This is a genomic window from uncultured Hymenobacter sp. (assembly GCF_964242765.1).
In the GTDB taxonomy this organism is placed as follows: Bacteria; Bacteroidota; Bacteroidia; order Cytophagales; family Hymenobacteraceae; genus Hymenobacter.
Genome location: NZ_CAXTBM010000073.1, coordinates 1 through 24,412 on the forward strand (window position 1 = coordinate 1; position 24,412 = coordinate 24,412).

The following is a 24,412-nucleotide window of genomic DNA, read 5'->3' on the forward strand; positions in this document are numbered from 1 at the left end:
GAATGGGCCTTGTAGAGTAGCAAGGGGCGCACGGTCTTGGCATCAAACTGCTCGTAGGTTTCGCCGCTTTTCGGCTTGTTAGCGGGGTAGGGCTTGCCGTCGGCAATGATGGAGGGCCAGCCGTAGTTGGCGCCTTCCTTGATTTGGTTGAACTCTTCCTGCTGGTCTTCGTCGCCGAGCCAATCAATACCGTGGTCCATACCGAAGAGAGCTTTGGTGGTTGGGTGCCAGTCGAAGCCGATGGTGTTGCGCAGGCCGGTGGCATACACGCGGCGGCCCGAGCCATCGGTGTTTATTTGAAGCAGAGTGGCGTTTTCGGGGTTGTCTTCGTCGCAGGCATTGCAGGTGCTCCCAACGGAGAGGTAGAGCTTGCCATCGGGCCCGAAGTTGAGGGTACGGTTGGCGTGCTGGCCGGCATCGGGCAGGTCCTTGTAGAGCGTTTTCAGTTCGCTGAGCGTGCCGTCGGCCTTTACGTCGGCCACGTACAGTTCCCGCACGGCCGCTATGTAGAGCTTGCCGTCCTTAAGCGCCAAGCCGTGCAAGTCCTCACGTTGCGCTACTTGCTTCGTGAGCTCCACTTTGCCGTCTTTGTTGGCGTCGCGCAGTAGCGTTATGGTGCCTTTCACGCGGTTGGAAACGTACACGTCGCCATTGGGGGCTAGGGCCAGCATCCGGGGCATATCCAGGCCCTCGGCGTATCTGGTGATGGTGAAGCCAGCCGGGACAGTCAATGCCTTTACGCGTTCCTCGGTAACGGGCAGTTTCTTCGGCAGATAGATGTTGCCCGTCATCTTGAACGGCGTGCCTTCGGGCGGTACATTTTGGGCAGTAGCAGTATAGCCGGCCAAGCAGGCAGCAGCAAGTAAGGCAGTCGTTTTCATGAGTTCAGTGAAGCGAAACAGTAGTTCCGTTCAACTGCTTTTGCTGAGCTTGGGTTACAACTGAGCTTCTAGCTGGTGCGGTGCTGGCGGTACAATTGAACAGTGGAAATGGCTACTAGCAAGAATAACAGGAGTGTGGAGTTGCGCCAGTCGGGTTGGAACAGGGAGGTATAAATTGTTGGCTCTATTTCTTGTTAGCTGTCAACGCAAGGATAAGCAGCCACTAATTTTCTGATGTATCCAACCCTAAAGACCGATTAACGGTTAAGCAGCAACGAATCTTATTGTTGTTTCCGATGCCTTACCGTTACGCCGTGCCCTTGTGGCTACTGCCTGTCTCGCTCTACGCCCAGCCTACTGCTCCCGATACCACCCGTGCCGTGCGCTTACCCGAGGCCACCGTGACTGGCTATGGCCAACAACTGCCCTTGCGTCGCACGGCCGCTGCTGTGGGTGTGGTGGATGCCGCCACCTTCGAGCGGTTTCCACAGAATGCCCTCACGCAGGCCGTGAACACGCTGCCCGGCGTACGGCTAGAAGAGCGAGCCACGGCCAGCTACCGCCTGAGTGTGCGAGGTAGCACGCTTCGTTCCCCGTTCGGAGTGCGCAACGTGAAAGTATACTACGAAGGTATTCCCTTCACTGAAGCCAGCGGCAGCACCTCCCTCAACCTGCTCGACCCCAGCCAGATTGGCCGGCTGGAAGTAATAAAAGGACCTACCGCCAGCGTGTACGGCGCCGGCACGGGCGGCGCGGTGCTGCTTGAAAACCGCCGCCCGCTGGCCGGCCAGGCACGAGTGCAGGCCAGCTTCACGGCGGGTTCCTATGGTTTGCGCCGTAGCACAATGGCCGTGGAAAGTGGCAGCGCCACCGGCTACTTCCGTGCTCAATATGCCCGGCAAACCTTGGATGGCTACCGCCAGCAAAGCAGCCTTCGTCGCGACGTGCTGGTGCTGGATGGCGAATTGCGGCCCTCCGAGAAAAGCACGCTGGCCCTGCATGCCCTCTACACCGACCTCGACTACCAGATACCCGGCAGCCTCACCCGCGCCCAGTTCGAGGCCAACCCGCGCCAGGCCCGGCCGAGTACAGCCACTGCGCCCGGCACCGTGGAGCAGCAAGCCGCCTACGCCACCCGTACCGCGCTGCTTGGTGCCACGTATGAATACCGCTTCACCGATCAACTTTCCAGCCGAACCACGCTCTACGGTACGGGCAGCAACATTGTCACGCCGTTTCTGGTGGATCTGGAGCGAAACACGCAACTTGGTGGGGGCGGGCGCACGGTGCTCAACTACCGCACGGCGCTGGTGGGTCATACCTTGCGTCTGCAAGGTGGGGCGGAATTGCAAAACGGCTTTGAAAGCTCCCGCAACTATCAGAACCGTGGCGGTACTCCGGGGCCCCTGCGCTACGACGACGAAATCCGTGCTGTCACTGGCTTTGTGTTTGCGCAAGCTGATTACGAGTTGCCGGCGGGCTTCTTGCTCACGGCTGGCGCTAGCTACAACCGCCTGCGCTACCGCGTCAACCGCCTAACGGATGCCGTGACGCCACCTTTCCAGGGCTTCGAGTACGAGCGGGACTTCCGGCCGGAAGTATCTCCTCGCATAGCCTTGCTGAAAGAAGTTACGCCCCAGATTTCGGTGTACACCAGCATAAGCAGGGGCTTCTCGCCGCCTACGGAAGAAGAGATTAGGACGTCTAATGGCGAACTGAACCGGAACTTGCAGGCGGAGCGCGGGACCAGCTACGAGGCAGGAGTTCGAGGTACATTGTTTGGCCAGCAGTTGAAGTTTGATGTAGCGGTTTATGATTTCCAGTTGCGTCAGACCATTGTTTCGCGCACCGATACGGCGGGTGTGCAGCTTTTCGCCAACTCCGGCAACACCCGCCAACGCGGTGCCGAAGTGGCGTTGAGCGGTTGGCTATGGCAGACAACGCCCGACGCCAACCTAACTACATCAGCCGCTACGGCTGGCCCCGCGCCTACGGCAGTTGGTCCTTATGGCCTGCGCCTGTGGGCGAGCTACGCCTACAACCGTTATCGTTTCGGACGCTACGAGTCGGCCGGCAACAACTTCAGCGGCAACCGCCTCACCGGCACCGCGCCCCACACGCTTAGTTCCGGCTTCGATTTAAGCGAGGTGCACGGTTTTTACCTCAGCCCTACTCTCAACCATCAAGCCCGGCTGCCTCTCAACGATGCCAACACCGTGGAGGCGCCGGGCTACTGGACTTTCGCGGCCCGCGGTGGCTGGCGGCGCACCCTTGACCGGCTCGGCCTAGACGTGTTTGCCGGTATCGAAAATGCTACCAACCGCAGGTATTCTCTTGGCAATGACCTCAACGCTTTCGGCAATCGGTACTTTCAACCTGCTCCGGGCCGCAACTGGTACGGCGGCGCGCAGGTAGGCTGGCGCCTGTAGGTTTGGCGCCAGCAACTACGGTAGGAAGCAAAGTACTCACAGCAGCAAACGGCTGCCGTGGGCCCCTGCGTAAAACGGCATTCACGTCACTCTGCCAAGTCACTCTAATCCTTCGCCGACACCAATAGCACGGGTACAGACGTATGCAGTACCACTTGCGTGGACACGCTGTGGTGAAACAATTGGCTCAGCAAGCTACGCCGCCGCGCTATTATCAAAAGTAAATCGGCGTGGGTTTCGGCGGCACCTTGTAGAATACCTTCTGGCTCGTGCCGGTGCCGTACCCCATGCGTATGCAGGGTGGGTAGCGTAGCACCTAACCCACTATCCTGCACGGAGGCAAGCGCAGGAGCGCAATTGTCGCTGTTTTCGGGCTTGGCTACATACGTAACCGTAAGTGCCGGCGCGAGGGTCGTTAATAGCTGGCGAACTGCTCCCAGCACCTCGGCATGCAGGTGAAAGGGGTGCCCATCGGCGGCCAGGATGGCGCGGATTGGAGGCACAGCTACCGTGGTACCGGCTGGCACAAGTAGTAGGGGCACTAGCGTAGCCCATAACAGTGTGCGCGACGTGGTGGCCACCAACCGATCGGAGCTGGTAACGGTGTCAGGCTTGCCTAGTACGACGAGTAACGGCTGATACTTGGTCACGGCCTGTTGCACCGCCTCCGTTAAGTTGTCCAGCCCCGTTTCCACTATTACAGAAGAAGTTAGAGCAGCTGAGCGGCTTGCCAACGCTGCCGCTATTTCGCCCTCACTCATGTACTGGATGTGGCCATTGAAGGCCTCGGAGTCGAGAAGCGGTTCGCGTCGGATGTGAAGCAGTACAAGGGAGGCACCGAGAGGGGCAGCCAGGGCATCGGCGTAGGTGAGGGCCTGGTCGGCGGCATCGGTGAAATCGGTCAGTACAAGGAGGGAGGTGGGCATAAGGTGGGGTAGGGTAGGAGCAGAAAAATAACTTGAATTATACGAGAAACGTGCCCTCAAAAGATTATGGTGGCTAGTGCGCTTTCGGCCATGCTCACCGAGCTACCACAATTCGCGCAAGGCACCTCACTGCCCCCGGCAGCATATGGTACCACCCCTCCACATGGCTGTCCATTCGCTTGCGCCGGCTCACCTTACAGAAACCTGCTTTGCTACAGCCAACTATGTGGGCAGCCTTATCAGGAGTAGCGCTAGTGCCCTAACCGTGTGGGTCCGTTGCTGCTCGGTGGCAAACTGCGTAGGTCCGGCGCAGGGTATCAATTTTTTTGTTGTCACACAACATACGATGGGCTATGCTCGTGGTGAAGCCAAGCTGGCCCTAGAAGAAGTTGATGGCACAAAAAAAGCCCCCTGCAAATTGCAGAGGGCTTTTTGATTCGCTAAGCACTGGGTTGCGGCTTAGCGGTTGTTGTCGTCGATGGGATTGTTGAAACCCGGGTCCGAGAATTCGCCCTCCCTGTTTATGGTGTTGGCGGCGTCGGGGCCGTGGTTGGTGTCTTCTGGAATACCGGTAGTTTCGTCTTCTAGCCGGGCCGACGTATTGAGCGTGCCTTCTTCGTCTTTCTGATAGCCGTACAGCTCCTCGCGGTGCTTGCGCTGCTCTTCTGTCAGGTTCGCGCCCGAGTTTGGGTCAAGGGCAGCCGCAGGATCTTGGGACTGGTTTTGATCGTTCTTCTTATCTGCCATAGTAGTAGTGAAATGGAGGCAAAAGGCTTTTCAAGCTAACTGTGCTGTTATTTGCCTGGCAGGCCTTGGCCTTTGTCGGGACGCAGGGCACTGAATTCGTCGGGGTTGTCGTTGCTGCCGTCGTTGGGATTGCGCTCCGAATCGGCGGTTTCGGGCTCGGCGCCGGTGCTGTGGTTGGCAGGCTCGTTGGTGCGCCAGTTACGCGTGCCGCCGCCATAGCGCGGGTCGTCTTTGGCCCATCCTTCGCGCTGGTCTTCGTAGTCGTCGTCTTTCACCAAATTGGCTTCCTGAGGATTCAGGTTTTGAGGCACGCTGCCGCGCTGGTTTGGATCAATGGTGCTGGGTGCCGCTTCCCCGTCGGGGTTTGTGCCAGCGTGGTTGCTGGCTTGGCTGCTGGCGCTGTTTTGCGTGTCCGGATGCCCAAAGTCGCCGTACTGCGGGGTGCCATAGGTGGACTTATCTGGGATACGACTGTGGTCGTTTGGGTCGTTGACGCCGCGTTCCAGATTTTCGGGATACTTATTGGGGGCGTTGTTGAAATCGTCGGTGTTCCGCGGATCAACGTTGTCGGAGGTGGGGCTATTCTGCATCAAAGAAAAAGCTGAAGGGTGGCAACAAGGAGGGCGAGACGAACTCAAGCCTAAGGATGCATACGCAGACTGCGTGGTGCGTGGTTAGGATACGGCCAAAAAAATCCGGGCTACGTATTTCCTGCTGACCACTTACTTGCTGGCCACACATCCTATGTCCATCCCCATTCAGCACCAACCCCAAGACCAAGAATTTACGGCTACCGTCGACGGACATACCGCCGAGCTAGCCTACAGCCAACCCAGCCCCGATACCATCGACTTCGCTCACACCTTCGTAGACGAAGCTCTGCGCGGCCGGGGCGTAGGAGAGGCCCTGGCCCGCGAAGGACTGGCCTATGCCAAGCAGGAAGGCTTGCGCGTGCGCACCAGCTGCGAGTTTATGGCCGCCTTCGTAGAGCGCCACCCCGAATACCAGGAGCTACTAGAGAAGTAGCCCGGTGTTGAGTTGAGAAGATAATAGAAGCGAGAAGCTGATGAGGACTGGTGCACTCCAATCCTCATCAGCTTCTCGCTTCTATTATCTTCTTTCATCTTACGGCTTCACAGCTATTCGGCTGGTATAGCGTGTTCCATTCACCGTCACCCGGACGGAGTACAAGCCTGCGGGTAGTTGTTGCACATCCAGGGTAGCTGTGTCAGCGCCCGTTAATCGGCGCGTTTGTGTCAGCACGAGTTGGCCCAGGGCATTGTAGAGGCGAATAGCAGCCGTATGTTGCCCCAGTAGGCCCGGTACCTGTACGTGCACGGAGTGCGCGGCCGGATTCGGGTATACGGCCAGGCCGGTGTTCAGCGGGGCATTCTTCGTGGTCGAGGTTACCAGGCAGGCGGTGCTGCTATGGCTGCCCAAGTTGGTGTACACATCGGTGCCTACTGCCTGCCAGGTGCTGGCGCCCACGCTCCAACGGGCTTCGCCGCGGGCCACGGTGGGCTTGCGCACGAGCGTATTGTCCGTGGTCGAGCCGCCGCCCGGAATCGGCCAGGTGGTGCCGGGGTCCACGCCAACCACCCCAATAATATCGAGCGTATCGGAGCCTTCCATCAAGGCAAGGGCGTCGTCGCCGTTGAAGAAGCCAACAGTTGACTGTAGGTCGGTTTGGGCCAGCACCACCGGCGAAACAACGCCGGTATTGGCCACTACATACACGTCGCCGGGCGCAATGGTGCCCGTTAAGACCTGCGTGGCAGTCGGCGTTCGGGCCCCGTTGGCGTACAGCTCGATGCGGATACCTGCCAGATTGATAGGCGACGAGGTAGGGTTGAAAATCTCTACTGCTTTGGTGTTAGTGGCCGAACCTTCCACGTATTCCGAGAAATAAAGGTCGGTACAAGGTGAGCCGGCTGGGGCTTGGTCGTCGTTGAGCAGTGCGAGCGTGTGGATGCTCGGCGCAACCAGTAGCACGGCCGTATTGCTCGGCGCGCCCAAGCGCAGGCGCACCGTTTCGTTGGGTTCTGGCGTTACGTCCCCCGTCACGGTTATCGTCACGGTACCGGACTGCGGAGCCGTACCCGCCGGAAAAGTTAGGGAGCTGATATTCAGAGTAAAGTCGGCGGCCGTGGCGGTGGTATTGGTGGCGTCCACGGTCACAGGCACCGTAACGCCGCCCACCGGAACGTTCGTAGCCGTCACGTTCACAGTGTAGGTGGTCGTACCCGCGTTGCCCTCGATGATAGAGCCGGCGGCCGTTTCAAACCGTACCGAAGGCGGCGTTCCATCGTCGTTGATGATGGTTAGCTCATGCCCCGATGGTCCCCCAATAGCACCGCCGGCACTCACGTTCTGCAGTTGTAGCACCACCGTTTCGTCGGCTTCAGCGCTGACATCGCCGTTCACCGTTACGGTTACCGTTTGGCTGGTTTGGCCGGGTGCAAACGTCAACGTCTGGGGCGAGGTGAAAGTAAAGTCGCCGGGGCTAAGCGCTGTGGAAGAGGTGGCATCCAACGCTACTTGTACGGTGAGTGGCGCCGTAGCCGCAGCCGTCAGCGTAACGGTGGCCGAGTAGGCGGTAGTACCCGCATTGCCTTCCGTTATGCTGCCCGTCGCCGTGGCGCGACTGCAAGTGGGCAGCACCTGAAAATTGAAAGAGCGGCCTACCACGTCGGGATAAGTGATGTAGGGGTTGAAGTTGCCCTGGCTTTTGGCCGTGCGGCGATTTCGCTCCCGCTCCCGGGCATCCACCGGATCAGCGAGGTGCCATTGGTAGAGCGTGTTCAGGTCGGCCAGCGCCGTGATGGTGTCTTTGCCTGCATCAAACACCTGCTTCTGGTGCATGGTGTAAAAGTAGAAAGCCGCCCGGGCCAAATTACCCTTGTGGTCTTCGCGCGGCTCAAACTGCGTATTGGTATCCTCGCTCCACTCGTTGAGGTTGGCGGTCGGGATAGTTGTTTGGCTTTGCGTGCCTCGCACCCATTTCAGCGTTTGCGCGTCCGGAATTTCCGCGAACGGGTCAGAACCCCGGTCGGAATTCCAGGTGTCGTAGGTTGGAAACAAGTGGTGGATGTCGGAACGCATCCGCACTTCTTCATTGAACCACGACTGCGGAATGCTATGCTCGCAATTGATGCGCGCCACGACGCCCGGATTGGTGCTAAGCGAGTCTAGAGGCGTAGTTTCGGTGTAGCCCGAGTACACGCATACCACGCTGCCGTTCTGGTTGTCGATGTAGTTGTACATCTTGCCGCGTGCCGCACTGTAGCTAAGCACGGTACGCTGGCCGTCGTACCAGTTTTGTCGAAGCCAGACTTTCAGGGCTTGGCCTTGCAACGAAACAGGCGGGGCAGGCGGCATGACTTGCGCCGAGACGGCAACGCTGCTCAGCGTCAGTACCGCCCCTAGCATCCGAGCGAAAAAGTGTTTCATATAGGTGTTGAGGTAAAGGAGTATTCGATAAAGGACGTAATTCTAGCGTACTAGTTGAATAGCTAAATGGTTAACATGCGGCCCTTTGCGGCCCTACCAATACCAAAAAGGCCCGCTTCAGTTGAAGCGGGCCTTTCCTGGGTGTTCCAACGACATACAGTCAAGTCGTTTTAGAACGCAATCAATTACTTGGTAGGCATCAGAACCGTATCGACAACGTGGGTGATACCGTTGCTGGATACCACGTTTGGAATCGTGACGGTGGCCATACCACCTTTGGCATCGCGCAACATCACAGAACCGCCCTTGGCCATTACGGTTAAGGTTTCCCCTTCGACGGTGGTCAGCGTCTGGCCATCCTTCAGGTCGGCGGCCATCAAGCGGCCGGGTACTACGTGGTAAGTCAAAATAGTGGTTAGCTTCTGCTTGTTTTCGGGCATCACCAGCGTGTTGACGGTGCCGGCCGGTAACTTTTCAAACGCCGCGTTGGTAGGAGCGAATACCGTGAAAGGTCCAGCGCTTTTCAGTGTTTCCACCAAGCCACCAGCTTTTACGGCCGCTACCAGCGTGGTATGCTCCGAAGAACCTACCGCATTGTCCACGATGTCCTTATCGGGGGTCATCATGGCGCCACCTACCATTACGCCACCCGAGTTGGCAGCGCCCATGTCAGACGAGGCACCCGTAGTGCTCATCTTCATGTTCTTCATGTCTTTGCCTTCGCGGGGCTTGGTGGTTGCCTTCATTTTGCTTCCATCCTTGGCCTTGCCCTTGATCTTCATTTTGCCGTCTTCATCGGCCTTGGTCTTGGTAACCATCTCACCGTCCTTCACCTTGGTCTTTTCGCCGTCGGTCTTACTTTTCACTTGGTCTTGCGCCAACGAAGCAGTGGTTGTAGCAACCGAGAAAGTCAATGCTAGGGCCGTGATAGAGAGGATATTCTTAAACATGAGAAAAATATTGTGTGAGAGGAGTCGACGTATTGTCAGCTAACTATACGAGGTAAGCACAGCAATGGATGTTGGGCAATAGTATTGTGGATTTGCTTGCTTTCAGGTAGCTAAACCCGCCGCTTTTCCTGCTGCCCTGACGTGCTCTGCACAAAGCCTGGCCGCTGGCTTAGGCAGGGGCATGGTGGGGCGCACTAGTTGAATTGTTCGGGCTACAAAAAAGCAGGCCCCACTAGGAAGGAGCCTGCTTTTTTGTAACTGCAAATGACGCCGCGACCGGCGGAAGCTAATCAGTAAGTTGGTTTCCAGACTACTGCTGCTTGGCAGTTTGCTTGTAGTGAACGTCTGGCAGGCTACGGAGCCGCTCGGCGGCAAATTCTGGCGTTACGTCGCGCTGCGGGTTGCCTAGCATTTCGTAGCCGACCATGAACTTGCGCACCGTAGCCGAGCGAAGCAGCGGCGGAAAGAAATGCATGTGGAAGTGCCAGCTCTCGTGCGGCTGCCCGTCGGTGGGGCGTTGGTGCAGCCCGGCCGAGTAAGGGAAGGAGATTTCGAATAGGTTATCGTAGCGAATCGTAAGTTGGCGCAGGATGTCGGCAAAGGCATCTTCTTCCGCGTCGGTAAGCTGGGTGATATCCTGCACGTGGCGGCGGGGCACCACCAGCGTTTCGAAGGGCCACACCGCCCAATACGGTACCACTACCACAAAATGCTCGTTTTCGAGGACCACCCGGGTTTGCTCTTTCACCTCGATGGCCAGATAATCGGTCAACAAACTGCGGCCGTGTTCGGCGAAGTACGCGGCCTGCTGCACCGTTTCCTTGGCGGGCTCTACGGGCACCGTGCGCTGCGCCCAAATCTGACCGTGTGGATGCGGGTTGCTAGCCCCCATGGCCTGGCCTTTGTTCTCGAAAATTTGCACGTAGTTGATATCTGGCCGGCTCCCCAGGGTGATGTACTCATCGATCCACACGTCCACTACCCGCCGGATATCGGTGGTAGCCATTTCGGGCAGCGTAAGGTCGTGGCGAGGCGAAAAGCAAATTACCCGTCCCACCCCCGATTCCGCTTCGGCCCGGAGCAAGCCCCCCACGTTGACGCTGCCCGCGGGCACATCAGGCACAAGGGCCGCAAAGTCGTTATCGAAAACAAATGTGCCTTCGTAGGGTGGATTCACGGCACCGTTGGCGCGGGTGTTGCCGGGGCAGAGGTAGCAAGTCGGGTCGTAGGTGGGGCGCACTTCGGCCGCCGTTTTCTCTTGTTGGCCCTGCCACGGCCGCTTCGAGCGGTGCGGCGACACCAGGATCCATTCCCCTGAAAGAGGGTTATAGCGGCGGTGCGGGTGTTCGGCGCTGTTGAATTCAGCCATGCATCAGTGAAAATCAGTAGTTGAAAAGAAGGGGAAGCGAAACGTCAGGAAGTGGCTCGTTCAGCTACAAGGTTGGGTTTGTTTAGACAATCAACTTCGCCGTATTCACCGGTAAGTTGATTGGGCTTCGTTGCTGGCTAAATGCCGCTTTCGGGTACGCTTTACTTCACTATTTCAGGCTGTAGGATATCCACGCCTCCCGTAATAGTGGTCTGGTACGTTTCCAGATCAAGGCCCAAGTAGCGCTGATACTCTTCGGTGGCCTTCAACACAAAGCTTTCGATGTGCTCTATGGCCACTAGGTTGATGGTGCAGCCGCCAAATCCGCCGCCCATCATCCGTGCTCCATAAACGCCTGGCTGGGCTTTCGCAATTTGCACCAACACGTCTAGTTCGCGGCAGCTAACCTCGTAATCATCGCGCAGCCCAGCGTGCGAGGCGTACATCTCCTGGCCGAAGGCGGCCAAATCCCCCTCATTCAGGTGCTGGCGCGCGGCCGCCACCCGAAAGTTTTCTTGCACCACGTACAGGCACCGCCGGTACACTACATCCCCCAACTCTTCGCGGTGCGCGTTAAGCTGTTCCAGCGTGGCATCGCGCAACGAGGCAACTTCGGGATAATGCTGCTGGAGAATTGCTACGCCTTGCTCACACTCTTGGCGTCGAAGGTTGTACTCCGAGCTAGCCAAGGAGTGTTTCACCCCCGTATTGCAGAGCACGATGCCACAAGCTGTGGTATCAAAAGGCAAGTATTCGTAATCGAGGGAGCGGCAGTCGAGCAGCATCACTTGTCCGGGCCGCCCGAAGAGGCTGGCAAACTGGTCCATCAGACCAGACTTCACGCCAGCAAATTCGTGTTCCGCCTTCTGGGCCATGTGCGCCAGCTCCATCCGGTCTAGGTTGGTGCCCATCAAGTGGTCGAGCGCAAAAGCCAGCCCACACTCCACCGCCGCCGACGACGACAGGCCCGCGCCGATGGGCACGTTGCCGCCAAACACGCAGTCGAAGCCCGGTACGGTCAGGCCACGCTTTTTAAACTGCGCTACCACGCCTTTCAGGTAGTTGGCCCACATCGTTTTATCGGGCGTCACCTCCTCAAGCTGCGTCTTGTAGCTTTCATCCAGGTCGTAGGAGTACAGTTGCGCCTTCGTGGTGCCATTCAAGCCAACGGCAAAGTAGATTTCTTTATCAATGGCCGCTGGCATCACAAAACCGCCATTATAATCGGTGTGCTCGCCAATCAGGTTGACGCGCCCCGGAGCCCTTACCAGCAGGGGAGAGTGGTTGAATCGGTCCTGGAAAGACTTTGCTACTGATTGGTGAAGCATAGCAGGGTGGAAGCGGGTGGAAGGAAAAGTTGAAAAAGGATACGGGAAATCGTGGCTAAAGTAAAAGAAATAAATGCCTAGGCTCCACGAATAAGCACGTAAGAATGGCTTAGCGGCGAAACTCGCTGGCTTAGTAGCCTGCCAGATCACTTAAACGCTCTTAAGTAGGGAGAGCCGCTTAGACACTGGTAAGCCTGGGTAAGCAGGATAGTCGATTCTGTGCTTGCTAGTTAGGCGCCCCTGGTCTGGCAATTGATACGCCTACTTCATTGCTGCAGGACACCACTTCCGCTGAAAGCAAAAAAGCTATTCAGAAACGCGACGTCATAGGTTTCTATGTGGAAACTAGACTAAGGTATTTTTACACAACCGATGATTTAGTGAACCGTGCCAGTAAAATTTGGTGATAAACCCATGTAAGGTTGTTGATAATCTGTTCACATTTATTTAATCTTACCAAAGTAAATCATGAAATTGTGCTTTAAAGCCCCTATAATCGTCCTTAATTAGGATTTTTATACGAAACTATACACAATCTCAAAACCTTTCAACTTCAAATCGCCTTTCCTATAGTCAAAAATACACAAACGTTTGCGTATGTGTTTATTCACAATCGTTTGTGTGAAATTTTCATTAATTCCCACATTTTTTCACATGAAAAAGACAGTACCTAAAGTACGCCGGGTTGCTATTCCGGCTTTGCTCTGCTGCCTGCCGCTACAGCCCCTACTGGCGCACGCAGCTACTCCGGGCGCTTCAGACAACGATTCAATTACCAATGCGTTGCAGAGCGCGGATATCTCGATTTCGGGACGTGTAACTCAAGCCAATGGCGACCCGCTACCTGGCGTGACGGTGCTCGTGAAAGGCACAACCAATGGAACTTCTACAGGAGGTGATGGCAACTTTACCATTACAGCCCCCGAAAGCAGTACGCTAACGTTCAGCTATGTAGGCTATACCACCAAGGAAGTGCCCGTAACGGCGGCTTCCACTACAATGACTGTCACGCTAGCGGAAGATGCCAAGGCCCTGAGCGAAGTAGTAGTGGTAGGCTACCTGACAGAGGAACGGCAAAACGTAACCAGTTCAGTGAGCAGCCTCGACGTAAGGGAGGCTACGAAAGCACCGGTCGCAACCACTACGCAGGCCTTGCAAGGACGGGTATCGGGGGTGCAAGTAACGGGCTCCGGTGGCCCGGGAGATGCCCCAATTGTTAACATCCGCGGAATTGGTACGCTCGGAAACGCTAGTAGCGGTCCGCTTTATGTTATTGATGGTTTGTGGACTGATAACATCCGTGACCTGAATCCCAACGACATTGAAAGCCTGACGGTACTGAAAGACGCTTCCTCTACGGCAGTTTATGGTTCTAGAGGCGCCAATGGGGTAATTCAGATTACCACCAAAAAAGGCCGGGCCGGAGCCCCAGTTATCGGTTTCAGCGCCTACCGTGGCGTTGATCAGATATCGAAGCGCTACAACTTAACTAATGCCAGCGAGTGGGCCGACCGGGCGGTTGCCGCTTATCAGAACGCTGGGTTAAACCCCTTGAACAACGGGCAGAACAGCTTGGCTGGTGCCGTGAAAGGTCCCGGAGGCGCTTTCAACCCTAATGTTGACACCGATTGGCAGAAAGAGTTTTTCCAGACTGGTGCGCTTGAAGACTATAACCTGTCTTTCTCCGGTGGGTCAGCGGGCGAAAAAAGCGCCACCAACTTTCTGATTTCCGGCGAATACTTTCATCAGGAAGGTATTGTGAAGGGTCCGGATTTCCAGCGGTATAGCTTGCGTCTGAACTCGGGGCTGACCCGTGGCCGTTTTCGCTTCCAGGAAAATGTTCAGCTCACGCACTTGGACGTCACCTTGCTTAACGGTGCTCCTTTCATCGACGTGCTGACCATGATACCCAGCATTCCGGTGTATGACCCGGCCAACGAAGGGGGCTATGGCACCGGTTCGCCTATTCTGAACACGTTTGCTACCAACCCAATTGGCGCGCAGGACTTGCTCCGCCGCACGCAATCCGACAACCGCTTAGCGGGCAACGTCAGTGCCGAGTACTCGTTTTTTGATTTCCTGACCTACCGGCTGAACGTAGCCATGGACGGGCACATGTACAATAATGCGGACGCTCAAAAATCAGGCATTCTGCGCCAGAACACCCGCATCGTCACGTCTTCGCTCAACGAATTCTTGGGCTACGACTTGTTTTTGTTGGGAGAAAACACCTTGAACTTCAACAAGCAGTTTGGCGACCACAGCGTAAATGCGCTGGTCGGCTATTCCGAGCAAAGCTTCCGCGACCACAGAGTGCAGGCGGGCGGACAAGGGTACACTCAAGCCGGCGGACAGTACTATTTTGAATTGAGCGCCGCGCCCAAGGTAGGGGTGGTACAGGGCTCTTCGTTTCAGTACACGAAACGCTCCTTTTTCGCGCAAGCTACCTACGACTTCAAGAACCGGTACTTGTTGTCGGTCAGCGGCCGGCGCGACGGTTCTTCCCGCTTCAGACCCGAGAATCGGTGGGGCAACTTTGCCGCCGCTTCGGTGGGCTGGCGCCTCAGTGAGGAAGACTTTTTCAAGGGGGCTCTTCCGCAAGTCAACAACCTGAAATTACGGGCCAGCTACGGCGCCAATGGCAACGACGCCGTGGCCGGTGTGTACGGCGGTAGCTACCTGCCGACCGCCATTGTGGGCCAAAACGTCAACTATGTAATTGGTACGGGCCAAGCTATTGTCAATGGTTCGTCGCAGTTGGCGCTGCCCAGCCCGGATATTCGCTGGGAAGAGCGCTACACGAAAGATGCTGGCGTGGACGTAGGTATATGGAATGATCGGGTTACCCTGTCGGCTGATTACTACATCTCCCAGACCCGCAACGCTCTTGCGCCCGTGCAGGTGCTAACCTACTTAGGGCACTTCGGCACCACCCTGTATCAGAATTCGGGTGACATAGAAAACCAGGGTTTTGAATTGTCATTGGGTTACCACGAAAACAAAAAAGCCTTCACCTACGGCGCCGACTTCACGCTCACAACAATCAAAAACGAGGTTACCTCGCTGCCCGTTAGAGGCCAGGTACTGGAAGGAACAGAGCTGCTGACCCGCTCGGAAGTAGGCCGCTCCCTTGGCGAGTTCTACTTGATTCCATTCGACGGTATCTTCCAAACGCAGGAGGAAGTCAACAACTACACCAACGCGCAGGGTACTATCATTCAGCCCTACGCCTCTCCCGGCGACGTGCGCTACCGGGATACAAATGGGGACGGAGTAATCAGCAACAGCGACGCCGTTTACTCGGGCAAATCCCTCCCCAACTTGCTGTTGGGCCTAAACCTGACAGCGGCTTACAAAGGATTTGACCTGTCGGTATTCTTCAACTCGTCGAGCGGCAACAAAATTTTCAACCAAGCCCGCGTCGATCTTGAAAACTATGCCGGCCCAAACAACTACAACGCCGACGTAACACCCTGGACTGTCGATAACCCATCGACTACTACGCCGCGGCTGCTACAGGGCGGGGGCCTTGGTGCCTTAGGTCTGGCGGCCTCTTCTAACTCACTACGCAACACGACGCGCTGGCTAGAAGATGGCTCTTATGTGCGGCTGCGCAACATCCAGATCGGCTACACCTTGCCTAAATCGGTGACGAGCAAAGTGCCGAGCCTGGGCAGCGTCCGCGTGTACGCGACCGGTCGCAACGTATTCACCATCACGGACTATACAGGATTTGATCCGGAAATCACGGGCACCGGTTTCTATAGCCGCGGCATCGATGTTAGCGCTTACCCGAACGTGCGCAGCTTCACGGGTGGCATCCAAGTCAACTTCTAACCCACCCATACGATGGGGTGTTGGCCACTTGCCTGCTGCCCTACTCTCAAACCGCCTTTTCTCTTACTTAGATGAAGACCAATAAAATAGCTACGTTTCTACTAGCCGGTAGTCTGTTCCTGACTACGGCTTGCGAGAAAGATTTGCTGGATCAGGAAAATCCTAATGCTCCTACCAAAGACAACTTTTGGCAAAACCAGGACGATGCTGTGAAAGGCGTATTTTCCTGCTACTCGGGCTTGCAGCAGTATGCCTGCTACAACCACAGCTGGCAATTCATGGCGCATCGCTCCGACGAATCATTCAGCCAAAGCCCGTTTGTGGCACTCGCCGATTTCACTCGTTTCATTCAGCCCGACGTGGATTTTTTTATCTCGTCTTTTGCTTGGAACGACTACTACCGGACAGTTTATCGCACCAACCAAGCCATTGCGCGGATACCGGGCATCACCATGGATGAGACGCTGAAGAAGCGCTTGGTTGCCGAAGCCCTCTTCGTGCGAGCCCTGTCCTACTTCGATCTGGCGTACTTTTTCGGTAACGTTCCACTGATTTTAGAAGAACCGAATGACGTAAACGCCCGGGCGCCTCAAGTTGGCCAAGCCGAAGTGGAGGCGCAAATCATTGCCGACTTGCAAGCTGCCATTCCCGACCTGCCTCTTTCGTACAGTGATTCCGAAAAAGGACGTGCTACCAAAGGCTCGGCGCAGGCGCTGCTTGCTAAAGTGCACATGCAGCGGCGCGAATGGACGGCTGCTTCGGCACTGTTCACGCAAATCATAAGTTCCGGCCAATACAACTTGGTACCCAACTACCTCGACAACTTCACCGAAGCCAACGAAAACAACCCCGAATCGGTGTTTGAAGTGCAGTTCACGAGTTCGGTGCTGGAAGTAGGTCAGGGCCAAGACAACGGCTCGGCTTCGGAAAGCTATGACCGTCCTAACTTCTTTGGTCCTCCGGGCGCCACGTTTGCCGACGTGCAGCCCCGTCGTTGGCTGCTTGATGCCTACACCGACTCAACGGTAACTTTTGCTACGGGTAGTACCACCAAGCACTTGATTGACCCGCGGCGCGACATTAGCATCGTTCATGCAGGTAACCCAGACCGTTTTTACGGCAAAACATTTTCGGAATGGGCCTGGAATCCTAATCAGCAGTACTGGCGCAAATATCTTAACGACCGTACCAGAACTACGCCCGAAGATTTCTCCTCTGGCATCAACTTCCGGATAATTCGCTTTGCTGACGTTCTGTTGATGCAAGCCGAAGCCCTAGCTCAACTGAATCAAACGGGCGCAGCGCTTCCGCTTGTTAACCGAGTCCGCAGCCGCGTGAATCTGGCCCCCATAACGGGCACTTTCACGAGGGAAGCCATGCTTCAAGTTATCTACAGAGAACGGGCCAAGGAGCTGGCGGGCGAAGGCACGCGCTGGTTCGATATTCTGCGCTGGGGGCTGATGGACAACCAAGCCGGCATTGATGAGCTAAAGTCTCGTGACCCTGACTTCACCAATTTCCGCCTAAACGCCTCGAAGCTGCTGCCCATCCCGCGCCGCGACCTTGGTATCGACCCAAATCTCAAGCAAAACGTTGGTTATTAATACCCTGCTTGTCTAGTTGCTTGTAAACAGCCGTTCCGGGCTAAAACTGGAACGGCTGTTTTGGCAATAGCTGATCGGGCCTACTTTCCAAGACCCGGTCTGCTGCCTGCCGCTTATAAGTGCACACTAGATGTAAGTATGCGCTTGTTCAACACCGTATCCCCTTCAGATGAAATACATTATGATGTCAACGAATACAAATTGGGCTAGTCAATTGGGAAAGCTTGTGCGGCTATTTAGGTGTTGGCCGCGGGGATTCGGATATAGCCTGCTGTTACTGCTGCTTGTGGCTTGGCCAGGTAGAGAAGTAGTAGGTCAGCAGGGAGACCAACGAGCACATGATCCGGCTACCATTATCAAGGAAGGCAACAAGTACTGGGTGTTCACGACGGGCCAGGGGATACCTGCCAAGTATTCCACCGACCTGATAACCTGGACGTTTAGCTCTCGGCCCGTCTTCACCCCGAGCACCCGCCCAAGTTGGATTACGACCCGAGTTCCTACTTTCCAGAACGACTACTGGGCGCCGGAGTGCATCTTCCTAAACGGGAAGTACTACCTCTATTACTCCTGCTCTTCATTTGGCTCTAGAGTATCGGGCATCGGCCTGGCTACCAACGTGACGCTGGACCCGGCCAACCCAAACTATAACTGGGTGGACGAAGGCGAGGTGATATCCTCCAACAATAGTAGCGCGGCCAACGCCATCGACCCGGCCGTGTACCGCGACGCGAGCAATAACCTATGGTTTGCTTACGGCTCATTTTTCGGCGGCATTCGTGTTCTGCAATTGGACCCCACTACGGGCAAGCCCCTCAATGGTAGCAGCACCCAGCAATTTGCGGTGGCCAACAATGGGGTAGAGGCAGCCTACGTGAAGCAGCACGGCAGCTATTACTACCTGTTCATCAACCGGGGTAGTTGCTGCCAAGGTTCTACAAGCACCTATTACATTCAAGTGGGCCGTTCTACGTCGCCTACGGGGCCGTTTCTGGATAAAAGTGGCGTCGACCTCAACAACAACGGCGGATCCGTGGTGCTGAACCGATCAGGACGTTACGTGGGGCCGGGGCACGCCGGTATTTTCGAGGAGAATGGCGTTAGCATGTTTTCTCACCACTATTACGACGCGAATGACAATGGCATGGCGAAGCTCGGTATTGCTAAACTCACGTGGGATGCCGCCGACTGGCCGGTAATTAGCCGCGACTGGCTAGCACCCGGCCGCTACGAAATCACCGGCCAGAATAGTGGTCAGTTATGGCAGTCCGGTTGTGCAGGTGCTACCGGACAAGCGGTTTCGCAGGGTAACCGTACAAGCCAAACTTGTCAACAGTGGAATTTCGTAGCAGTCGGCAATGGCGAATACAGCATCGCCAATGTGCAAAGCGGCCTGACGGTAGGAGTAGCGAACTGCTCGGCAGCCAACAATGCGGCACTGCAAGTTGGGGCCACTACTGGTGCAACGTGTCAACTGTTCCGGCTCGACCGCGCTAGCGACGGGACGCTGGTGTTTGCTTCGGTGAATGGCAACCGGGTAGTAGAGGTGCCTTTTGCTTCTACGGTGCCCGGTACCCAACTGGGTTTGTTTGACTACAATGGCTGCACCTGCCAACGCTGGACTACCACTCCCGTGGGGCCGTTAGCTACGGTATCCAACAAGAAGCTATTTGATGTCAGCATCTATCCGGTGCCGGCCGAGCAAGGGAGTTTCACAGTAGACATGGGTGGCAGCCAGGTTTTGGAAAAGGCGATAGTTATCGTTTTCAACTCGCAAGGACAAGTGGTGTACCGGCAGGCGTTCAGGGCCCAGAGCAACAAACTGGTTGTCGCAACGGGGTTAAAGCCAGGCGTCTATCAGGTGCAAGTGCAGCGGGGGAGTAGCTACTCCACGCACAAAGTAAGCTTCTTGTAACGCAGATAGTGCAGAATCCTCCAGAGAAAAGGATGCAGCGCATCATGTTAAGCCTGCTCACTGATTTCTTCTGTAAAGCGTTGAGTGGCACCAGTCAGGGTATTCTAATGACAATGCTTTTCACTAAGACAAGGAGAGTTTCAAGCACAGCTATGAGGCATTGGCAAACACAAACGATTGTGTAATAAAAGAAGAATTTCTACTTTACGTACCAAATTGAGTGCTTTTATCAAGGAAGAATTGATTTACTCTATTTCATATAGAATTGCATAATGCACTTACGCATTAAAAAAGGCTCTTAAATTGGCGGCTCTCAACCAGTAGCGTTTCTGGTAAGCAGTCATAGTTTTCAATATTCCCCGTTCCGCCTTTTCAACTCCCGCTTTCCATCTGCCCATGACAAATTTCAACCGTGCCGGTATGCTAGCCGGCAGTATTGCCGCCGGATTGGCACTCGCTGCTTGCAACCAGCAGCCCGCCACCCAAACTGAAGGTAGCAATGCAGCCACTGCTACCGACTCCACCCAAACCACTGCCGCTATGCCTACTGCCACCGCTTTTGGCAAAACCACTGCTGGCGCCGAAGCCCAGCTTTACACGCTCACCAATGCTCACGGCGTAAAAGCTACCATTACCAACTACGGTGGCACGCTTATCAGCCTCATGGTGCCTGACAAGGCCGGCAAGATGGGTGATGTTATCCTCGGCTTCGATGATGTGAGCGGTTACCAGAGCCCGGAGTTTTTGAAATCGGGCCCGTATTTCGGGGCGTTGATTGGGCGCTACGGCAACCGCATCAAAGGCGGCAAGTTCACGCTGGACGGGAAGGAATACACGCTGGCTAAGAACAACGGCCCGAACACGCTGCACGGCGGCAAGGTGGGATTTGACAAGGTGATGTGGGAGGCCAAGCCCGGTACTTCGGCCGATGGCCAGACGCTAACACTCACTTATAACAGCAAAGACGGCGAAGAAGGCTACCCCGGCAATTTGGCCGTGACGGTAGTTTACACCCTCACCAACGACGACGCCCTGCGCCTTGACTACACGGCCACCACGGACAAGGCCACGCCGGTCAACCTCACCAACCACGCCTACTTCAACCTCAACCACGGCGTAGGCAAAGACATTCTGGGCCACGAAGTGACCTTGCCGGCCGACCGTTACACTGTAGTGGACGCCACTCTGATTCCGACTGGCGAGCTGAAGCCCGTGAAAGGCACGCCTTTCGACTTCACTACTCCTCATACCATTGGCGAGCGGATCGGGCAGGTGCCCGGTGGCTACGACCACAACTGGGTGCTCAACAACCCGAGCGGTATGCACGCCGCCGCCACTGTCTATGATGCTGCTTCGGGCCGCACTATGGAAGTAACCACCACCGAGCCCGGCATTCAGTTCTACACCGGCAACTTCCTCGATGGTACCCTAAAAGGCAAAGGCGGTACGGTGTACGGCAAAAACTCTGGTTTCTGCCTGGAAACGCAGCACTTCCCCGATTCGCCTAACCAGCCCAAGTTCCCGAGCACCATCCTCAAGCCCGGCGACACCCTCAAATCAACTACGATCTACAAGTTCGGCGTTCGCAAGTAGGGAGCCGGTACTTTATAGTTAGGCTAGTTGCTGAAGCATTGTGCGTGCCAACACTAGAATGGCAACTCCATACTAGCACGCACGGTGCTTCAGCAAACGCGGCTTAGCATTCTGCTAGCACCTCACATTTCTTAATCTCCCAATTTCCTCACTCGTGCAAACTCCTCAAACAGCAACATCTGACCCACAGGCGGCTTACGTCATCGGGGTCGATTATGGCACCGATTCGGTGCGCGCCTTGCTGGTAGATGCCCGCACCGGAGCCGAAGTAGCGCAAGCTGTGCACTACTACGCGCGCTGGAAAAAGCTGGAATTCTGCAACCCCGCCCGCAACCAATTTCGCCAACATCCTCTCGACCATATCGAAGGTCTGGAAGCCACCGTCCGGAAGGTAGTAGCCCATGTGCCGGCTGCGCAAGTGGTAGGCATTGCGGTAGATACCACCGGCTCTACACCCGGCCCCGTGAACGAGAAGGGTGTTTCGCTGGCTCTCACGCCGGGCTTCGAAAACAACCCGAACGCCATGTTCGTGTTGTGGAAAGACCACACGGCCCTCGAAGAAGCCGCCGAAATCAACCTGAAGGCGCGCACCTGGGGCGGCGAAGATTTCACCAAGTTTGAAGGCGGTATCTACTCGTCGGAGTGGTTTTGGGCGAAGATCATGCACGTAGTGCGTGAAGATGAAGCCGTACTCAACGCCACACACTCTTGGCTAGAGCACTGCGACTGGCTGACCTTGCTGCTCACGGGCGGCGACTTGGCCACCTTCAAGCACAGCCGTTGCGCTGCCGGCCACAAAGCCATGTGGCACGAGAGCTGGGGCGGACTGCCTTCTGAGGAGTTCCTCACGCACTTGGAGCCCAAGTTGGCCGGGCTGCGGAGCCGCTTGTTCGAAGAAACCTTCACCGCCGACCAAGTGGCCGGCAACCTCTCCGCCGAATGGGCCGAGCGCCTTGGCCTGACCACCAACACGGTAGTAGCCGTCGGCAGCTTCGATGCGCACGCTGGCGCGGTAGCCGGTGAGATTGAAGCGTACTCGATGGTGAAAGTAATGGGCACTTCCACCTGTGATATTGTGGTAGCACCCACGGCTGAAGTAGGTAGCCACCTCGTGGCGGGTATTTGCGGCCAGGTAGATGGCTCCGTGATTCCGGGTATGCTCGGGCTGGAAGCGGGTCAGTCGGCTTTCGGTGACTTGCTGGCGTGGTTCCGCCAGATTGTGGAGTGGCCGCTGCACAACGTGCTGCCCCATTCTAAGGTGCTGAATGCTGAGCAGCAAGCCGCCTTGCGCGACGAGATGAGCGACATTCTATTGGTAGAGCTAAGCAAAGCGGCCGCCGCCGTAGACCCCGAAGAGTCGGCGGTGCTGGCCCTGGACTGGGTGAACGGCCGCCGCACGCCCGATGCCAACCAAGGGCTGAAGGGCGCCATGATGAACCTCACGATGGGTACTAACGCGCCGCAAATCTTCCGGGCGCTGGTAGAAGCCATCTGCTACGGCTCCAAGCAAATCGTGGAGCGTTTCGAGCAGGAAGGCATTCCGGTGAAGCAAGTAATCGGCATCGGCGGCGTGGCGAAAAAGTCGCAGTTCGTGATGCAGACCTTGGCCGATGTGCTGAATCGGCCGATCAAGATTGCCGTTTCCGAGCAGGCTCCCGCCTTGGGCGCGGCCATCTACGCCGCGGTAGCAGCCGGCATCCACACCGATGTGCTAGCAGCGCAACGCGCGATGGGCAGCGGTTTCGCGGAAACCTACGAGCCCAACCCCGCTCGTGTGGCCGACTATCAGGCGCGCTACGAGCAATACCAGGCCTTTGGCAAGTTCGTGGAAACGGTCACGCTCAAGGAAGGCGAAACCACTTCTGAAACCACTTTAGTTGACCACGCATGAGCAGCCAATATAAAGACCTGAAGCAATACTGCTACGAAGCCAACATGCAGCTGCCCAAGCTCGGGCTGGTGCTGTTCACCTTCGGCAATGCCAGCGTGGTAGACCGGGACAAGGGCGTTTTCGCCATCAAGCCCAGCGGCGTACCCTATGAGAAGCTGAAGCCCGAGGACATTGTTGTCGTGGATTACGACAACAACATTGTGGAAGGGGAGAAGCGCCCGTCGTCGGATACCAAGACGCACGCGCTGCTCTTCAAGCAGTGGGAAAGCATTGGCGGCATCGTGCACACGCACTCCACCTACGCCACGGCTTGGGCCCAAACCCAAACCGATATTCCGATCCTGGGCACCACCCACGCCGACCACCTCACCACCGACGTACCGTGCGCGCCGCCTATGGCCGACGAGCTGATCCAGGGCGACTACGAGCACCAGACCGGCTGGCAGATCATCCAGGAATTCGAACGGCGCGGCATTTCGCCTACGGAAGTGGAAATGATTTTGGTCGGCAACCATGCGCCCTTTACGTGGGGCAGCACCGTGGAAAAAGCGGTTTACAACAGCGCCGTGCTCGAAGAAATTGCCCGCTTGGCTTATCTGAGCTGCACGTTGCGCCCGGAAGTACCGCGCCTGAAAGACGCTCTGATTCGCAAGCACTACGAGCGCAAGCACGGGGCCAATTCCTATTACGGTCAATAAACTTTCATACTAATTGTCATGCTGAGCTTGCCGAAGCATCTCGCATGCTGATGTTTAATTAATAATCCAGTGTCAGCACGCGAGATGCTTCGGCAAGCTCAGCATGACGTTCTCTTAGCTTTTCCCTCATGATTGACATTTCGCAATACGAAGCCTGGTTTATCACGGGCAGCCAGCACCTCTACGGTCCCGAAACCCTGGAACAGGTGGCCGCTCACTCGCAGGAAATTGCCGCTGAACTAGGTACTAAACTGCCCATCAAGATTATATATAAGCCCGTGCTGACCGGCCCGGAGGAGATTTATAAGTTGGTGCAGGAAGCCAATACCACCGAAAACTGCGTGGGCCTGATTGCTTGGATGCACACCTTCTCGCCCGCCAAAATGTGGATCAACGGCCTGAAGATTCTGCAAAAGCCGCTGGCGCACCTGCACACCCAATTCAACCGCGACATTCCGTGGGCGGATATCAACATGGACTTCATGAATACCAACCAATCGGCGCACGGCGACCGGGAGTTTGGCTTCATCGGCGCCCGCATGCGCCTGAACCGCAAGGTAATAGTGGGCCACTGGCAGAGCCCCGACGTGCACGAGCGCCTCAGCATCTGGAGCCGCGTGGCCTGCGCCTGGTCCGACTGGCAGGGCGCGCATTTCGTGCGCTTCGGCGACAACATGCGCTACGTAGCCGTGACCGAAGGTGACAAGGTAGAAGCCGAAATTAAGTTTGGCTATGAGGTGAACACCTACGGCATCGGCGACCTGGTAGCCGAGGTAAATGCCGTGACCGACGCG

At 56.4% G+C, this 24,412-nt stretch carries 16 protein-coding genes and 1 pseudogene (1 of these 17 cut by a window edge); 9 read left to right on the forward strand and 8 right to left on the reverse strand.

The window, feature by feature from the left end; all coding sequences use genetic code 11:
• Positions 1-881: PQQ-dependent sugar dehydrogenase (locus tag ACFE7X_RS21530; protein ID WP_375437752.1), on the reverse strand; the 881-nt coding region annotated here is incomplete at its 3' end.
• 296 nt (positions 882-1,177) lie between these two features.
• Here ACFE7X_RS21530 and ACFE7X_RS21535 point away from each other — a divergent pair.
• Positions 1,178-3,310, forward strand: coding sequence for a TonB-dependent receptor family protein (locus ACFE7X_RS21535; RefSeq protein ID WP_375437753.1), 2,133 nt, complete (start codon positions 1,178-1,180; stop codon positions 3,308-3,310).
• Between the two features lie 104 nt (positions 3,311-3,414).
• On the opposite strand, the gene ACFE7X_RS21540 is transcribed toward ACFE7X_RS21535, so the two are convergent.
• The 3 genes from ACFE7X_RS21540 to ACFE7X_RS21550 form a co-directional block, all read right to left on the reverse strand.
• Positions 3,415-4,236 (reverse strand): universal stress protein, encoded by an 822-nt coding sequence (locus ACFE7X_RS21540; RefSeq protein ID WP_375437754.1) that lies wholly within the window; start codon positions 4,234-4,236, stop codon positions 3,415-3,417.
• 459 nt (positions 4,237-4,695) lie between these two features.
• Positions 4,696-4,983, reverse strand: a complete 288-nt coding sequence (locus tag ACFE7X_RS21545; protein ID WP_375437755.1) for a hypothetical protein — start codon at positions 4,981-4,983, stop codon at positions 4,696-4,698.
• Between the two features lie 47 nt (positions 4,984-5,030).
• Positions 5,031-5,573 (reverse strand): hypothetical protein, encoded by a 543-nt coding sequence (locus tag ACFE7X_RS21550; protein ID WP_375437756.1) that lies wholly within the window; start codon positions 5,571-5,573, stop codon positions 5,031-5,033.
• Positions 5,574-5,727: 154 nt separating this feature from the next.
• Between ACFE7X_RS21550 and ACFE7X_RS21555 the strand changes: the two genes are divergently transcribed.
• Positions 5,728-6,009 (forward strand): GNAT family N-acetyltransferase, encoded by a 282-nt coding sequence (locus tag ACFE7X_RS21555; protein WP_375437757.1) that lies wholly within the window; start codon positions 5,728-5,730, stop codon positions 6,007-6,009.
• Positions 6,010-6,108: 99 nt separating this feature from the next.
• Here ACFE7X_RS21555 and ACFE7X_RS21560 read toward each other — a convergent pair whose 3' ends face one another.
• From ACFE7X_RS21560 to galK, 4 genes are all read right to left on the reverse strand, one after another.
• Positions 6,109-8,433, reverse strand: coding sequence for an endonuclease (locus ACFE7X_RS21560; protein WP_375437758.1), 2,325 nt, complete (start codon positions 8,431-8,433; stop codon positions 6,109-6,111).
• 185 nt (positions 8,434-8,618) lie between these two features.
• Complete coding sequence (locus ACFE7X_RS21565) at positions 8,619-9,134, reverse strand: fasciclin domain-containing protein (RefSeq protein WP_375437766.1); 516 nt, start codon at positions 9,132-9,134, stop codon at positions 8,619-8,621.
• Between the two features lie 559 nt (positions 9,135-9,693).
• Positions 9,694-10,752 (reverse strand): UDP-glucose--hexose-1-phosphate uridylyltransferase, encoded by a 1,059-nt coding sequence (locus ACFE7X_RS21570; protein WP_375437759.1) that lies wholly within the window; start codon positions 10,750-10,752, stop codon positions 9,694-9,696.
• A 161-nt stretch (positions 10,753-10,913) separates the two neighbouring features.
• Positions 10,914-12,080 carry a galactokinase gene (gene galK, locus ACFE7X_RS21575; protein WP_375437760.1) on the reverse strand — a complete coding sequence of 389 codons (1,167 nt, stop codon included), beginning with the start codon at positions 12,078-12,080 and terminating at the stop codon, positions 10,914-10,916.
• Positions 12,081-12,734: 654 nt separating this feature from the next.
• Between galK and ACFE7X_RS21580 the strand changes: the two genes are divergently transcribed.
• The 7 genes and pseudogenes from ACFE7X_RS21580 to araA form a co-directional block, all read left to right on the forward strand.
• Positions 12,735-15,917 (forward strand): SusC/RagA family TonB-linked outer membrane protein, encoded by a 3,183-nt coding sequence (locus ACFE7X_RS21580; protein WP_375437761.1) that lies wholly within the window; start codon positions 12,735-12,737, stop codon positions 15,915-15,917.
• A 71-nt stretch (positions 15,918-15,988) separates the two neighbouring features.
• Positions 15,989-17,521, forward strand: a complete 1,533-nt coding sequence (locus ACFE7X_RS21585; protein ID WP_375437762.1) for a RagB/SusD family nutrient uptake outer membrane protein — start codon at positions 15,989-15,991, stop codon at positions 17,519-17,521.
• A gap of 286 nt (positions 17,522-17,807) precedes the next feature.
• Positions 17,808-19,436, forward strand: coding sequence for a family 43 glycosylhydrolase (locus ACFE7X_RS21590; RefSeq protein ID WP_375437763.1), 1,629 nt, complete (start codon positions 17,808-17,810; stop codon positions 19,434-19,436).
• Between the two features lie 540 nt (positions 19,437-19,976).
• Complete coding sequence (locus ACFE7X_RS21595; RefSeq protein ID WP_375437767.1) at positions 19,977-21,029, forward strand: aldose epimerase family protein; 1,053 nt, start codon at positions 19,977-19,979, stop codon at positions 21,027-21,029.
• A 154-nt stretch (positions 21,030-21,183) separates the two neighbouring features.
• Entirely contained in the window at positions 21,184-22,920 is a 1,737-nt protein-coding gene (locus tag ACFE7X_RS21600) for a ribulokinase (protein ID WP_375437764.1), read from the forward strand.
• Positions 22,917-23,618, forward strand: a complete 702-nt coding sequence (locus ACFE7X_RS21605) for an L-ribulose-5-phosphate 4-epimerase (protein WP_375437765.1) — start codon at positions 22,917-22,919, stop codon at positions 23,616-23,618. The genes ACFE7X_RS21600 and ACFE7X_RS21605 overlap by 4 nt, the downstream gene beginning before the upstream one ends.
• Positions 23,619-23,746: 128 nt before the next feature.
• Positions 23,747-24,412 (forward strand): annotated as a pseudogene (araA, locus tag ACFE7X_RS21610) (L-arabinose isomerase); it runs 832 nt beyond the window's last position.